The following is a 15184-nucleotide window of genomic DNA, read 5'->3' as shown; positions in this document are numbered from 1 at the left end:
GCGTTCCTTGTAAGCAGAGGTCAGGGCGGGTGCGCTCCATCTATATCGGCAGGGTCGCACGGAGTCAACGACGGCTCATCAGCGTGACCGCCTACTGCCTGATTCACTGCACCCGCCCGGCTATTTTAGGGGATTCTGCCGCAAGACGCCAATGCACAGGCGGCTGATGGGGATAGCGTATAATAGTGACCATGTCTTTATCCGTTCGTCAGATTCTTGCCCATCAGGGCTATGCGTTCCCAAAGTTGCTGACCTATCGTATTTTTATGGTGCTGTCGTACCAAATGATGATGGTTGCCATCGGCTGGCATATTTATGAAATCACCCATGACCCCTGGTCGCTTGGCCTGATCGGTCTCGCTGAAGTCATCCCTTATATGGGTAGCGCCCTGTTTGCCGGGCATGCGGTGGATCATTATTTTTCACGCCGTGGCTTTGCCGTGGTTTCGGCTTTATTCTTATCGGTGAACGCAGGTTTGCTGGTGCTGATCGCCCAGCATCATCCACAGCATACCGAGTGGTGGATTTACGCGACGGTGGCCCTCACCGGTTTTGCCCGGGCCTTGATTTCACCCAGCTACAACACCTTGTTCGCCCTGATTATTCCGCGTGCGTCCATTGCCAAAGCCTCCGGCACTGGCAGCTCCATGTTCCAGATTGGCTTGATTGTCGGGCCAGCCATCGGTGGTCTGCTCATTGGCTTTGCCGATAAATCGATTGCGTATGGCTTGTCAGCCATACTGGCGCTGGCGGCGGCTGTTGCGGCAACCACATTACGCGTGCAAGAGCATCACAATCATGAGCCCATGAACGTGTTTGCCAGCATAGGCGAAGGCTTGCGTTTTGTACGGCGCACACAGGTGGTATTGGGCGCGCAATTGCTGGATATGTTTGCGGTATTGTTTGGTGGTACGGTCGCCATGTTGCCTGCATTTGTGCATGATGTTTACCAGATGGGCCCGGAAGGACTGGGCGTGTTGCGTGCGGCGCCTGCCCTCGGAGCGATTGTGACGGGCCTCTGGCTGGCAAAACATCCGATTCATGAGCATAGCGGCCGCTGGTTGTTGCTGGCGGTGGCCGGGTTTGGTGTATGTATGATTGCCTTTGGGCTGTGCAATACCTACTGGCTGGCGATTGTGATTTTAGCGATTTCCGGCATGATGGATGCGGTGTCCGTGATCTTGCGGCAAACCATTCTGCAACTGGCGACGCCGGATAATATGCGTGGTCGTGTTTCAGCCATTAACGGTATTTTTATTGGCTCATCCAATGAGCTGGGGGCGTTTGAATCCGGCCTCACCGCCAGGTTAATGGGCTTGGTGCCGTCAGTGATATTCGGCGGCTGCATGACCATTGCCGTGGTTGGCGTGACCGCTATCAAGGCGCCTAAATTACGCGACCTGCATCTTTCTCATCTGCATTAAACCCCATGCGCGATCTGGAGTCGTTGTTTCAAGCCCTGCAACGCTCTACCTTTCGTACCGGTTTCACGCTGAACGCAAAAGACTGGGCTTACCTGCAACAAAAAGGCCTGCCGGTAATACTTGATCATGCCGAACGCTTTATTGCCGATCGGCTCGCGCCCGCAGTGGTGGCCAATGACGGCCAGCAAACGCCGATGCGTGGCCATCCGGTGTTTGTGGCACAGCATGCCACGGCGACCTGTTGCCGCGGCTGTTTGGGTAAATGGCACCGTATTCCTGAGGGCCGGGCGCTGACGCTAGAAGAACAGGCGTATGTGGTTGTGGTGATTGAGCACTGGTTGATCAGCTTGGCTGAGGGCAAAAAATAAGGGAGAATGCCGACGGCGCTTCTCCCTTTGGCAGAGTGAATAAAGCTTATTGCTTGGTTGTCGTTGTTTCCGCAGTCTGCCAGCCACCGCCCAGCGAGCGATACAAATCGACTACGGCTGCCACTTGCTGCTGCTTGGTCTCAATCAGCTCCATTTTGGCATCCAGCGCATCACGTTGCGTCAGCAACACTTCCATATAGTCAGCACGTGCGGCTTTAAACAGCTGGTTGGCCACGTCAATGGATTGCGTCAATGCTTCCACCTGCTTGTTTTTTAGCTGGTAGTTTTTATCCAGGTTGTCGATATTGGCAATCTGGTTAGCCACTTCCATATAAGCATTGATAATCTTTTGCTCGTAGTCATAGGCCGCCTGGATCTGCACGGCATTGGCGCTCTTGTATTGCGCTTCAATGGCATTCCGGTTGATCAGCGGCGCGACCAGCTCGCCACCGAATGAGGCCATGACCGAGGCTGGAATATTGAGCAGGTATTTAGGATCAAACGCCTGGAAGCCCAAGCCTGCCCGGATCGAGAACGACGGGTAGAAATTGGCTTTGGCTACATCAATATTCAACTTGGCTGCTGACAGCTCCAGCTCGGCCTGGCGGATATCCGGGCGGTTGGCCAGTAGTTCAGACGGCACGCCGGTTTGCATCACCTTGTTCTGCATGGCCATAAAGTTTGCTGATGCACGTTTGATCGGCTGCGGCGTTCTCCCCAGCAGATAATTGATGCGGTTTTCGGTTTCGACAATGCTCTGTTTCAGCACATACTGGCGGCTCTGGTTTTTTTCTACCTCTGCCTCAAACCGCTTCACTGCCAATGAATTGGCGCGCGCATATTGTTGCAACTGCTTCACCACTTCGAGCGCGTTTTGCTGAATTTTGATGTTTGTATCCAGCGTGTCCAGTTCATTATCCAGCGCGATCAGCTCATAGTAAGCATGGGCCACTTCGGCCACCAGGTTGGTGACCAGAAAGTTTTTGCCTTCAATGGTGGCCATATACTCCATGACCGCCACTTTGGTGGCATTGCGCAGTTTTTTCCACACGTCCAGTTCCCACGACGCAACCAGGCCAAACTGGTAGTTGCCGAGGAACCTGGGGTTGGAGCGCCCTTCCTTGATATCCAGGTTTTCTTCAACGGCGCCGTTACGGGTGTACTTGCCGACTTTCTCTTTATCGGCGCTGGCGCCGATGCCGACAAATGGCAAATACTCACCCTTACGGGCCTGGATTTCATTCTGCGCCACGGTGATCCGCTGCGCCATGATATGAATTTCCTTGTTGTTGTTTACGGCCGTATCAATCAGCGCCACCAGGTTCTGGTCATCAAAAAAGTCCTGCCATTTCACGCTGGCGCTATTGCCTGCTGGCGTGGCCGTTTCCTGATATTGCGTAGGCAGATTGGTATCAGCCTGCTTGCTGGTGATAAATGGGATGGCGCAAGATTGCAGCATCAACGACACTGCACCAGCGACCATCCAGGTTAAATGCTTATTCTTCATCGTCATCATCATCCTGATGGGAGTTGTATTTGTAGGTCTCGGTCAGTGGTTCGGTCTCTTCTTTGCGGATCAGAGATTTACGATCAGCCAGGGTACCAAAAATATAGTAAAGACCTGGAATCACAATTACACCGAAGATGGTGCCGAACAGCATGCCACCCATGGCTGAGGTACCGATGGTGCGGTTACCCACTGCGCCCGCACCCGTGGCGATCACCAATGGAATCAGGCCTGCAATAAAGGCAAACGAGGTCATCAGGATAGGGCGGAAGCGGGTTTTGGCGCCTTCAATCGCTGCATCGCGGATAGACATGCCCTGGCCATGTTTCTGCACGGCAAATTCCACAATCAACACGGCGTTTTTACCTAACAGGCCAATCAGCATAATCAGGCCAACTTGTGCGTAAATATCGTTGGCGAGCCCCAGTATCTTGAGCAGGAACAGCGAGCCAAAAATACCTGCAGGCAAGGATAGAATCACCGCGAACGGCAAAATAAAGCTTTCGTACTGCGCGGCCAACACCATGTAGACAAACACCAGTACCACGATAAAGATCATCAGCGCTTCATTGCCGCGTTTCTCTTCGTCGTAAGACAGGCCTTCCCAGGCAATGTCGTAGCCTTTCGGCAGCGTAGTGCGTGCGACTTCTTTCACGGCATTGATAGCCGATTCAGTGGTGTAACCCGGTGCCGGTTCAGCACGGATCGCGGCTGAGTTGTACAGGTTGTAACGGGTGATCTCGTTAGGGCCCTGGCGTTTCTTCATGGTCATGAAGGCGGAGTAGGGCACCATTTCACCCTCTTCGTTTTTCACAAAGTAATTCAGCACGTCACTGGGGTAACGGCGGAACTCAGGCCCGGCCTGGGTATACACCTTGAAGAAGTTGTTAAAGCGGATAAAGCCTTGCTCGTAAGTACTACCGATCAGGATGTCCAGGTTGTTCATGGCATCTTCGATCGATACTTTCTTCTGCATCGCCAACTGGTTATCGATAATCAACTCATATTGCGGATAGTTGGCCGCATAAAACGTGAACAGGCCAGTCAACTCCTTGCGCTTGCCCAGGTTCTGCATGAACTCCTTGTTGATCTTGTCAAACACGTAGTAGTCCGCGCTGGTGGTTTTATCCAGCAAGCGCAGTGACAAACCAGAAGCCGCACCATAACCAGGCACTGCAGGCGGTTGGAAGTACTCCACCACCGCACCGAAGTTTTTGGTTTTTTCTTCCAGTTCTTCGATGATCTGTTTCACTGACTGTTTACGCTCAGACCAGTCCTTGAGGTTGATAATACACGTACCCGCGTTGGACCCACGCCCCTCAGTCAAGACTTCATAACCCGCCAGTGAGGAGACAGATTCCACGCCTTCCACTTGTTTGGCCAGCATTTGCAAATGACGCGCGACCTTGTTGGTGGTTTCCAGCGTTGAGCCCGGTGGTGTCTGGATAATGGCGTAAATCATGCCCTGGTCTTCACCTGGGATAAACCCGGCAGGCAGGATTTTGTCGACATAGAAAATACCGGCTGAAAACAGTGCCAGCACGACAAAGGTCACGGTACGCAGGGTGACAACCTTTTCCAGGAAGTTGGTATAACGGCCGGTGACCTTTTCAAATACCCAGTTAAAGCCATCCAAAAACACCGAGATGGGTGTTTTGCGTTTAGGCTGGCCGTGCGTGTCTTTGAGGATCATGGCGCACAGTACTGGCGTTAATGTCAGCGCCACGATACCGGACAACACGATTGAAGAGGCCATGGTAATGGCGAACTGGCGGTAGAACACGCCGACCGGGCCTGGCATAAAGGTGATCGGGATAAATACCGAGGTCATCAATAATGTAATGGCCACAATGGCACCGCCGATTTCACCCAGCACACGTTGTACGGCTTTGTATGGGCCGACATGGTCGGAGGCCATTTTGGCATGCACGGCTTCCACCACCACGATGGCGTCATCCACCACCACGCCAATGGCGAGCACGAGGGCGAACAGCGTGACCAGGTTAATACTGAGCCCAAATGCCTTCATGACAAAAAAGGCACCAATCAGCGAAATAGGCACCGCCAGTGTCGGGATCAGCGTCGAGCGCCAGTCGCCAAGGAAAATGAACACCACCAGCGCTACCAGTACAAAGGCTTCTGCCAGCGTATGAATGACTTTTTCAATCGAGGCGTCAAGGAACTTGGAGACGTCGTAATTGATTTCATAATCCATGCCAGCCGGGAAGCTTTGTTTCAGCTCTTCCATTTTGGTTTTCACGTCAGCAATCACTTCGCTGGCGTTGGTGCCATAGTTTTGCTTGAGCACAATCGCGGCAGAAGGGTAGCCGTCTTTGTTGGAGTAAATATCAAAAAACTCACTGCCTAACTCAATTTTGGCAATGTCTCTGAGGTGCAGGATTTCGCCGTTGGAATCGGCGCGGATAATAATGTTGCCGTACTCTTCAGGCTTGTTGTAACGGCCCTTGTAAACCAGTACATACTCTTTGGATTGGGCGTAAATACCCGAGCTCTGGCCCAAACGACCTGGGCGGCCAATCACGCTCTGGCTGCTAATCGCATCCATCACGTCTTTGGATGAGATCTTGTAAGCCCGCATGCGTTCCGGGTTGAGCCAGATACGCATCGCAAACTGGCGGCTACCCAAGTTCTGGGCCTGGGCGATACCGTGGACACGCTGAATTTCAGGAATCACGCTGACGTTGACGTAGTTAAACAGGAATTTCTCGTCGGCATTTTTATCTTTACTGTACAAGTTCACATACATCAGCATGCTCGGCTGTACGGTATTGACGATCACCCCTTCTAACTGCACCAGGGGCGGTAGTTTACTCATGACCTGGTCCAACCTGGTTTTCACCAGCACCATGGCCGCGTTCGGGTCTACGCCGAGGTCGAAAATTACCTGTATCGTCGCTTCACCGGCACTGGTGGCGTCAGACACAATGTATTTCATGCCTGGCACCCCGTTGATGGCGCGCTCGATAGAGATCAGTGAAGACTGTACCAGCACGTCCGCGCTGGAGCCTGGGAATGCCAGCGTCACAATCACGCGTGGCGGGGCAATTTCCGGAAACTGCGAAATTGGCAGGGTTTTAATCGACAGAAAGCCGAGGAAAACCATCACCAGCGATAGCACAATCGCCATCACCGGTCGTCTGAGGAAGATGTTTAACATGTTTTTTTCACCTTAAGGTTATTCTGCGTACAGTTCCAGCTCAGGAACGACTTTTTCAGGTGCTTTGTAATCGGTGTCGATTTTTTGGCCGTTTCTGACGCGGCGCAAACCTTCCAGCAACACAGTGTCTGTGTCCTTGAGGCCGGATTTCACGATAAACAAATGGGGTAGTTCGGCGGCGATTTGAATCATGCGCTGTTCGATCTTATGGTCTTTGTTGACCACATAAACAAAGGTCTTATCCAGCACTTCAAAGGTCGCTTTTTGCGGGATCAGCATGGCATTCGGGTAAGGCACTTCCAGCAAAATGGTGCCGGTTTCGCCGTGGCGCAACAAACTATGCGGGTTAGGGAAATCTGCTCTGAACTCGATGTTGCCGGTTTTGTTATCAAAGTCGGCTTCCACGGTTTCAATCGCACCGGCCTGGTCAAACAAGGCGCCATTGGCCATGCGCAACTTCACCGGCACGCCTTTTTCATTTTTCTGGTGAATCTTGAAGTCCAGGTATTCTGCTTCTGGCACGTTGAAATACACCCACATGCGGCTGTTGTCAGACAGCGTGGTCAGCAAGTCACCTTCATCCAGCAAGCTGCCCTTTCGCACCAGCAGATGGTCCATGATGCCGGTAAACGGCGCATTGATATTGGTGAAGTTGAGGTGGGTTTGTGCCAGCTGGACTTCGGCATTGGCTTTGTCGAGTTTGGCTTTACCCAGAGCCAGCTCATTTTGCGAGACAATATTTTTCTCGGCCAGCGCTTTGGTGTTCTCATATTCGATTTGCACGGTTTTTGCCTCCGCCTGAGCCTTTAGCAAATCGACCTGGTAGACGTTAGGCATGATTTTGAACATGGGCTGGCCCTGTTTGATGACCTGGCCTTCACCGGCATAGACGTCCTGCAAGTAGCCGCGCTCCAGTGCCCGCAATTCAATATGCTGAATCGCATGAATCTGGCAGACATATTCCTTGGTGATCATGGTGTCTTTGTGCCATGGGGTAGTGACTTCGAGTTTCGGTGGCGCTTCTTCGTGCGCCTCTTCCTGATGACAAGCGCTGAGCAGGGAGCCAAGCAAGCCTAAAACGATTAAGTTCTGTTTAATCATAGTGTGTTCTTATCTTAAAAAATGAAGAGAAATACTTGCAAAAACAGGTGGTTGGCGGATGCCTGGCTGCAGGGGGCCTGTCTTGATCGTCAGACTATCCTTTCTTGCTGCAAACCACAACCGCTAGCCTAGGCTCCGTCCTGGGTGGACGCTTAAGGGAGTGCTGGTAACAACGAGGGGAAGGGGGCGATCAGCGGCGTTGAGCAGGGGCGCAAACGCGGATTACACCTGGGGATTGGCGGGTGGGGCGCGCGAGTGCAGGTGACGAACAAACACCGGGCGTGGGGTCACGCGGCGGCGAGGCAGAGCCAGCAACGCAAACAGAATCACGCAAGCAATCGTCATGCTTGCAGGTGGGGAAATTAAGGGAATGAGGGAAGAGAACGGCGTTTCACCATCACCAGAATATTCAACGACTTCGGCCACACGCACACGCACGATGTCGTCGCTGTAGCTGGAGTGGTCAGAGAATTCTGCGACTAATGCAAAGCCGAGCACAGCCAACAGCACTGTGACGACCCACAGTCTGAGCTGCAACGCGGCGGTATTCAGATGTTTATGCATAAGTCAGTTAACGGAAATAAAATGTCAATTCTGTAGTGGTATGTGCGTTATATCGCCTTAGGCGCAGTATTTATTCAAATTAGATGGCTGATCAGTCAACATCGATGCAGTCTAAAATATATTATCGTAAATGCTCTTTACATTGCTTACATTAAACGCTTTTACATAGCGAATGACAAGACGCAATCAAGCGTAGTTCGAAGAAAAACGGTGTTTGTAAGCTGGTTGTCAGTTTTGAGTGCACCAAGTTGGTGCGTGCGTTTGCGCTGTTTTGGAGATGATCACTTACTTTTTCGCCTTTTCGGCGAGTTACTTTTCTTTGCTTGCCCAAAGCAAAGGTTATTTCATGAGCAATTCTATTTCGCCCTTTCGGCGACCGTTCTTTCTTATGCTTGTCCATAAGAAAGAAGGCAAAGAACAAGACACCCCAACTTCCGCTTGTTTCCTGTGCTACTCGAATTGCCGGGCGTCCATCGAAACTCGCCCTGACAAGCCACACAAGACGTGGCTTGTTGCGGAGCTCAGACAGCCGATGGCCGAAGACTCCCGTCAACCCTGCGTTGCTCGGCGCGGCAGATGGGGACCCCTAACACCAAGTGAGCGCCACGGTTTGGGGCTGTTATTAGCAACCTTTTAACTTTCTCAGTTGCTAGTTTAGTGAGATAAATCCCATTCCATCACGCTGAGTAGCGGAGACAAAATAAGGAAGAAGGGAGCGACTGTCCGAATCCCGCAGCAGCTCACGTTTTGTGTGAGCTGCCAGGTTGAGTTTCGTGACCGCTTATTTTGTTGAGCAACGCAAGGAAGCCGAAGGCCGTGATGGCTGGGTGCCCTCTTCTTTGGTTACTTTCTGAGGGGCAAGCATCAGAAAGTGACTCGCCTAAGGGCGAAAAAAATGTTTTATTAGCAGCTAAAAGCTATTTAATACAAATTTAGTTCCAGTATGACTAAAACCCAAGATGCGGCCGCAAATAGGTCAACACAATGGGCAAACCTATCGCGCTAATCACACCATTCAGCCCCATCGCCATGCTGGCAAATACCCCAGCTTCTTCATTGACACTAAAGGCGCGTGTAATGCCCAGTCCATGCGCGCCGACGCCAATCGCCGTGCCGCGTATCCACCATTGATGGACTTTGACTGCGTTGAGGATGTAGGGCGCCAGAATCGCGCCCAGCATGCCGGTAATCACGGTAAACACGGCGGTCAGTGTAGGTGATACATTCAGCCGCTCGGCAATGCCCATGGCAATCGGCGCGGTGACGGATTTGGCATACATGCTGCCGACAATGTTATCTGATGCCCCCATCCATTTGGCGATAGCCACAGCACTGGCGATCGAGACGGTGCTGCCGACGGTCAGGGCCACCCAAATATGAAAAATCTTGCCCTGCATGCGCTTGAAGCCGTTGTAAATCGGCACTGCCAACGCGACCGTTGCCGTGCCCAGTAAAAAATGTACAAACTGGGCGCCTTCAAAATACTTTTCATACGGCATGTCCATTAACGCGATGGCCAGGCAGGTCAGAATGACCGAAATCGCCACCGGGTTGACCAGTGGATGCCGCTTGGCACGCACATACAGCAGGTAGCCTAACTGGTAAGTGGCCAATGTGATAATCAGCGCAAACAGCGGGTCACCAGAAAGATAGACCCAGATGTCGGAAATCGGGATGCGCTTATTCATGGCGATGTCCCTTATTCATCGTGATGTGTTTATTGCGCTTGAGCGAAAAGTACCAGAACACTTTAAGCACCAGCGCGGTGACGGCAATGGTGAGAATGACGCTGACCAGCAAGGCTGTGCTCACCGCCAGCGCATGCGTTTGCAGTTCCGGTAAAAACAGCAATACGCCAACTGATGCCGGTACAAACAGCAAGCCCAGGTGCTGGCGGAAACTGTCTGCGACTAGCGCCAGGTCGCTATCCACCTGTTTTCTTAAGCATAAAAATGCCAATAGCAACAACAGGCCAAGTACCGGGCCTGGAATGCCGGGTAAAAAGAATTTACTCAGCAACTCGCCCAGGCCTTGCCACAAAAAGAGTTGAACCAAACCTGATATCATGCAGTCCCCTCAGATGCCCAGGCGAGCGGGCTACCGCTCATATTGATGCCTGGAATTATTGATACATAGAATGCCGCGATGTTAATGTCATTTTTCCGATTCGACTATATTTTTTTGAGCCGTGTTTTTTTCATACTCGCTGTATGCGGGGTGCCGCAAGCCATGGCCGACACCGAAGAAGATGGCCGTTACTGGTTTAGCATCTACACCCAGGGCAAATTACCGGCAGAAAACTTTTACTGGAGCATGGATACGCATCCGCGTTGGCGCAACGAAGGCCAGCATTTTGATCAATTGATCCTGCGGCCATCGGTGTTTTACAAGTTCAATCCCAAGGCCAGCGTCTGGTTAGGCTACGACACCATTATCAGCCATCCCCCCGGCCAGTCGTCGCAGCGTGAAAACCGTCTGTGGGAGCAGTTTCAGTATCAGTTTGATGCCGTCGCCAATGTGACTTTCACCAGCCGCACGCGCTTTGAGCAGCGGCGGCGTGAAGACTTCCAGGATGTTGGCCATCGCTTGCGGCAGATGGTGCGTGCAAGCACGCCCTTGCCAGTGCATCCCAAATTATCGCTGGTGATGTTTGACGAGTTGTTTATTAACCTGAACCAGACTGAGTGGGGTGCGTACCGTGGCATCGACCAGAACCGCTTGTTTATCGGTGCCAACTGGAAGTTCAGTGATTTCTCCAATCTCGAAACGGGCTACCTGCATCAGTACATCAACACGCGCGGCGTTGATCGCGAAAATCATGTGCTGATGACTACGGTGCGCTTTAACTTCTAGGCCTTGTGTTGCCCCGGCATCGTTTGCCGGGCTGCGTGGCGCCTTGTGATAAAATATCGCTTTTGTTTTCAAGTTGATACGCATGCCGCAACTGCCCATCTCCGCCACTGAACAATGGTTACGTGACGCGCTTTCCAAGCGCATCCTGATTCTGGATGGCGCAATGGGCACCATGATTCAGCAATACAAGCTGACCGAGGCTGATTATCGCGGGGCGCGTTTCAAAGACTTTCAAGGCCCGCCGGGCGAGCGTGAGCTGTTCGTCAAAGGCAACAACGAGTTGCTGACGCTGACACAGCCACAGGTCATCCAGGAAATCCACGAAAAATACCTGGCGGCCGGGGCTGACATCATCGAAACCAACACCTTTGGTGCCACCAGCGTCGCGCAAGACGATTACCATATGGCGCATCTGGTGTACGAGATGAACGTTGAATCCGCCAAGTTAGCCAAAGCTGCATGCGTCAAATACAGCACACCGGACAAGCCACGTTTCGTCGCGGGCGCATTAGGCCCGACGCCGAAAACGGCGTCTATTTCACCAGATGTGAATGATCCGGCCGCACGTAATATCAGTTTTGACCAACTGGTAACTTCTTACCTGGAGCAAATCCGCGGCCTGGTCGATGGTGGCGCCGATATCCTCATGGTGGAAACCATTTTCGATACGCTCAACTGTAAAGCGGCGTTGTTTGCCATTGAGACCTTCTTTGACGAGCAGGGCAAAACCTGGCCGATCATGATTTCCGGTACGGTGACCGATGCTTCCGGCCGTATCTTGTCGGGCCAAACCGTGACCGCCTTCTGGCACTCGGTACGTCATGTGAAGCCGCTCACCGTGGGCCTGAACTGTGCCCTCGGTGCGACACTGATGCGTCCTTATGCTGAAGAACTGAGCAAAGTCGCCGATACCTTTGTTTGTATCTACCCCAACGCCGGTCTGCCTAACCCGATGTCAGACACCGGCTTTGATGAAACACCAGATGTGACTTCCAGCCTGGTCAAAGAGTTTGCTGACAGCGGTTTTATCAATATTGCCGGGGGCTGTTGCGGCACCACGCCAGACCATATCAACGCGATTTACAACGCGATTAAAGCTTTGCCGCCGCGTCAGGTGCCTAGCCTGCCGATCACGACCAAACTGTCTGGTTTAGAGCCATTTATCATTGATGAAAGCTCGCTTTACGTCAACGTCGGTGAGCGTACTAACGTCACAGGTTCCAAAGCGTTCGCGCGCATGATCATCAACGAGCAATACGAAGAAGCGCTGAGTGTGGCACGCCAGCAGGTAGAAAACGGCGCGCAAGTGATCGATATCAACATGGATGAAGGCATGCTGGATGCGGTCAAGGCGATGACGCACTTCCTCAATCTGGTCGCCTCTGAGCCTGATATTGCGCGCGTGCCTATCATGATCGACTCCTCCAAATGGGCGGTGATTGAGGCTGGCCTCAAATGTGTGCAGGGCAAAGCCATCGTTAACTCGATTTCGATGAAAGAAGGCGAAACTGAGTTTTTGCGCCAGGCCAAATTGTGCCAGCGCTATGGCGCCGCGGTAGTGGTGATGGCGTTTGATGAAACCGGTCAGGCCGATACTTATGCGCGCAAAACCGAAATTTGCAAACGCGCTTACGATTTGTTGGTCAGCACGGGTTTTCCGCCCGAAGACATTATCTTCGACCCGAATATTTTTGCTGTGGCGACGGGCATTGAAGAGCATAACAACTACGCGGTGGACTTTATCGAAGCCACGCGCTGGATCAAGCAGAATTTACCTTACGCTCGCATTTCCGGTGGTGTGTCTAACGTCAGTTTCAGCTTCCGTGGTAACGAACCCGCGCGTGAAGCCATCCATACCGTGTTCCTTTACCACGCTATCCAGGCGGGCATGACCATGGGTATCGTCAATGCCGGCATGGTCGGCGTCTATGACGATATCCCGGCTGAGTTGCGTGAGCGCGTCGAAGACGTGGTGCTCAACCGTGTGGTCGACCCGGATAATCCACTGGCCGCAACCGAGCGCATGATTGAGATTGCCGGTACGCTGGTGGCTGGCGGCAAAAAGCAGGAAGCCACATTGGCCTGGCGTGGCACGCCAGAGCAGCCTGTGCATGCGAGCAAGCGCCTGGAATATGCGCTGGTGCATGGTATCACCGACTTTATCGTCGCCGACACCGAAGAGGTGCGCCAGGACATTATGAATAAGGGTGGTCGCCCAATTCATGTCATTGAAGGTCCACTGATGGACGGCATGAATGTGGTTGGTGACCTGTTCGGCCAGGGCAAGATGTTCCTGCCGCAAGTGGTGAAATCGGCCCGTGTAATGAAATCTGCCGTAGCGCATCTGATCCCGTTTATTGAGGAAGAGAAAGCCGCTGAAGAACGCCGTACTGGTTTGGTTGCCAAACCTAAAGGCAAGGTGGTGATTGCTACCGTTAAAGGCGATGTGCACGATATCGGCAAAAACATCGTCTCCGTCGTGTTGCAGTGCAACAACTTCGAAGTGGTGAATATGGGCGTGATGGTGCCCGCCGCTGAAATCCTGGCCATGGCTAAAGCCGAAAATGCCGATATCATTGGCTTGAGCGGCCTGATTACACCGTCACTGGAAGAAATGGCCTATATCGCCAAAGAAATGCAGCGCGACCCGCATTTTGTCGAAAACCAGACGCCGTTACTGATTGGCGGCGCAACGACTTCGCGCGCGCATACCGCAGTGAAAATTGCGCCTAATTATGAAGGCCCGGTCATTTATGTGCCGGATGCGTCGCGCTCAGTCAGTGTCATGCAAAACCTGCTGACGCCGGAAACGCGTGGTGCCTATTTGGCCGAGATCCAGGCCGATTACGAAAAAGCGCGCCACCAGCATGCCAATAAAAAAGGCGTGCCGATGTTAAGCCTGGCCGATGCACGCGCCAATGCGGCCAAAGTAGAGTTTACAGGCGCCAAGGCGCCGGTGAAGCCCAAATTTATTGGCCGCCGCGTCTTCAAAAATATCGATCTGGCATTGATCGCACAATATATCGACTGGGGCCCGTTCTTCCAGACCTGGGATCTGGCCGGTTTTTACCCAGCCATCTTGAAGGACGAGATTGTCGGCGAAGCGGCGACCAAGGTGTTTGCTGAAGCGCAGATCATGCTGAAGCGCATCATCGATGGCCGCTGGTTAAGTGCTAATGGTGTGATCGCGTTGTACCCTGCCAATCAGGTGAATAGCGATGATATTGAAATTTATACCGATGACACTCGCAGCCAGGTCGCACTGACCTGGTACGGCATGCGCCAGCAAACACAAAAGCCGGTCATTGACGGCGTAGCCCGCCCCAACCAGTGCCTGGCGGATTTTATCGCGCCTAAAGGGCCATCAAGAAATGAAACTATAGACGATTACATCGGCCTGTTCGCTGTGACGGCGGGTTTGGGCATGGAAAAACGCCTGGCGGACTTCGAAAAGAATCACGATGACTACAACGCCATCATGTTCAAGTCACTGGCCGACCGCCTGGCCGAAGCCTTTGCCGAATACATGCATGAACGCGTACGGCAAGACCTGTGGGGATATGCCGCAAGTGAAGCCTTAGACAAAGAAGCGCTGATTAAAGAACAATATCAAGGCATCCGCCCGGCGCCTGGTTACCCGGCCTGCCCGGATCACACGGTCAAGGAGGATATGTTCAAGGTGCTGCAAGCCACCGAAATCGACATGCTGCTGACCGACAGTTACGCCATGCTACCAGCCGCCGCGGTGAGTGGTTTCTATTTTGCGCATCCTGAATCCAGGTATTTCAGTGTGGATAAAATAGGCAATGACCAACTGGAGGATATGGCGAAACGGCGTAATGTGGATAAGGATTGGCTGGAGCGGTGGTTAGCGCCTAACCTTGGGTAATGGGTAATGGGTAAGGCGATTGAGCGAGAAGGGCGTGCTGAGAGGTGCGCCTTTTTTGTTTTTTTGATGGTTGGGGAAGGTTATTCTTTATATGTAGGGTTAGCGGGTTGATTGGGAGGTAGCTTTTCGCTTTTGCAGCGAGTTACTTTTCTTTGCTTGCACAAAGAACAAGTAACCAAAAGAAATGCACCCCAGCTTCCGCTTGTATCCTGCGCTACTCGAATTGCCGGGCGTCCATCGAAACTCGCCCTGACAAGCCACACAAGACGTGGCTTGTTGCGGAACTCGGACAGCCGATGG

Annotated in this window: 10 protein-coding genes; 4 read left to right on the top strand and 6 right to left on the bottom strand. The window is 52.6% G+C overall.

The window, feature by feature from the left end:
• Positions 1-191: 191 nt before the first annotated feature.
• Positions 192-1424 (top strand): MFS transporter, encoded by a 1233-nt coding sequence (locus GQ52_RS03935; protein WP_047515369.1) that lies wholly within the window; start codon positions 192-194, stop codon positions 1422-1424.
• A gap of 5 nt (positions 1425-1429) precedes the next feature.
• Positions 1430-1792 carry a DUF4186 domain-containing protein gene (locus GQ52_RS03930; protein ID WP_047515361.1) on the top strand — a complete coding sequence of 121 codons (363 nt, stop codon included), beginning with the start codon at positions 1430-1432 and terminating at the stop codon, positions 1790-1792.
• Positions 1793-1838: 46 nt separating this feature from the next.
• On the opposite strand, the gene GQ52_RS03925 is transcribed toward GQ52_RS03930, so the two are convergent.
• The 6 genes from GQ52_RS03925 to GQ52_RS03900 all read right to left on the bottom strand — a co-directional run bounded on the left by GQ52_RS03925 (position 1839) and on the right by GQ52_RS03900 (position 10197).
• Positions 1839-3299 (bottom strand): TolC family protein, encoded by a 1461-nt coding sequence (locus tag GQ52_RS03925; RefSeq protein ID WP_047515360.1) that lies wholly within the window; start codon positions 3297-3299, stop codon positions 1839-1841.
• Positions 3289-6477 carry an efflux RND transporter permease subunit gene (locus GQ52_RS03920; RefSeq protein ID WP_024930354.1) on the bottom strand — a complete coding sequence of 1063 codons (3189 nt, stop codon included), beginning with the start codon at positions 6475-6477 and terminating at the stop codon, positions 3289-3291. The genes GQ52_RS03925 and GQ52_RS03920 overlap by 11 nt, the downstream gene beginning before the upstream one ends.
• Positions 6478-6495: 18 nt before the next feature.
• Complete coding sequence (locus GQ52_RS03915; RefSeq protein ID WP_019881025.1) at positions 6496-7578, bottom strand: efflux RND transporter periplasmic adaptor subunit; 1083 nt, start codon at positions 7576-7578, stop codon at positions 6496-6498.
• Positions 7579-7800: 222 nt separating this feature from the next.
• Complete coding sequence (locus GQ52_RS03910) at positions 7801-8142, bottom strand: hypothetical protein (RefSeq protein WP_047515355.1); 342 nt, start codon at positions 8140-8142, stop codon at positions 7801-7803.
• A 947-nt stretch (positions 8143-9089) separates the two neighbouring features.
• The gene (locus tag GQ52_RS03905; protein ID WP_047515353.1) at positions 9090-9830 is read right to left on the bottom strand and encodes an LrgB family protein; all 741 of its coding nucleotides are present in this window, start codon (positions 9828-9830) and stop codon (positions 9090-9092) included.
• Complete coding sequence (locus GQ52_RS03900; RefSeq protein WP_235272952.1) at positions 9823-10197, bottom strand: CidA/LrgA family protein; 375 nt, start codon at positions 10195-10197, stop codon at positions 9823-9825. The genes GQ52_RS03905 and GQ52_RS03900 overlap by 8 nt, the downstream gene beginning before the upstream one ends.
• Before the next feature lie 174 nt (positions 10198-10371).
• Between GQ52_RS03900 and GQ52_RS03895 the strand changes: the two genes are divergently transcribed.
• Complete coding sequence (locus GQ52_RS03895) at positions 10372-10995, top strand: DUF2490 domain-containing protein (protein WP_235272951.1); 624 nt, start codon at positions 10372-10374, stop codon at positions 10993-10995.
• Positions 10996-11077: 82 nt separating this feature from the next.
• Positions 11078-14884, top strand: a complete 3807-nt coding sequence (metH, locus tag GQ52_RS03890) for a methionine synthase (RefSeq protein WP_047515346.1) — start codon at positions 11078-11080, stop codon at positions 14882-14884.
• The last annotated feature ends 300 nt before the right edge of the window (positions 14885-15184 follow it).

The sequence above is a fragment of the Methylophilus sp. Q8 genome (assembly GCF_000800115.1).
Classification (GTDB): Bacteria; Pseudomonadota; Gammaproteobacteria; order Burkholderiales; family Methylophilaceae; genus Methylophilus.
The sequence above is the reverse complement of the archived record's forward strand: the minus strand, read 5'-3'. Positions and strand labels throughout refer to the sequence as shown.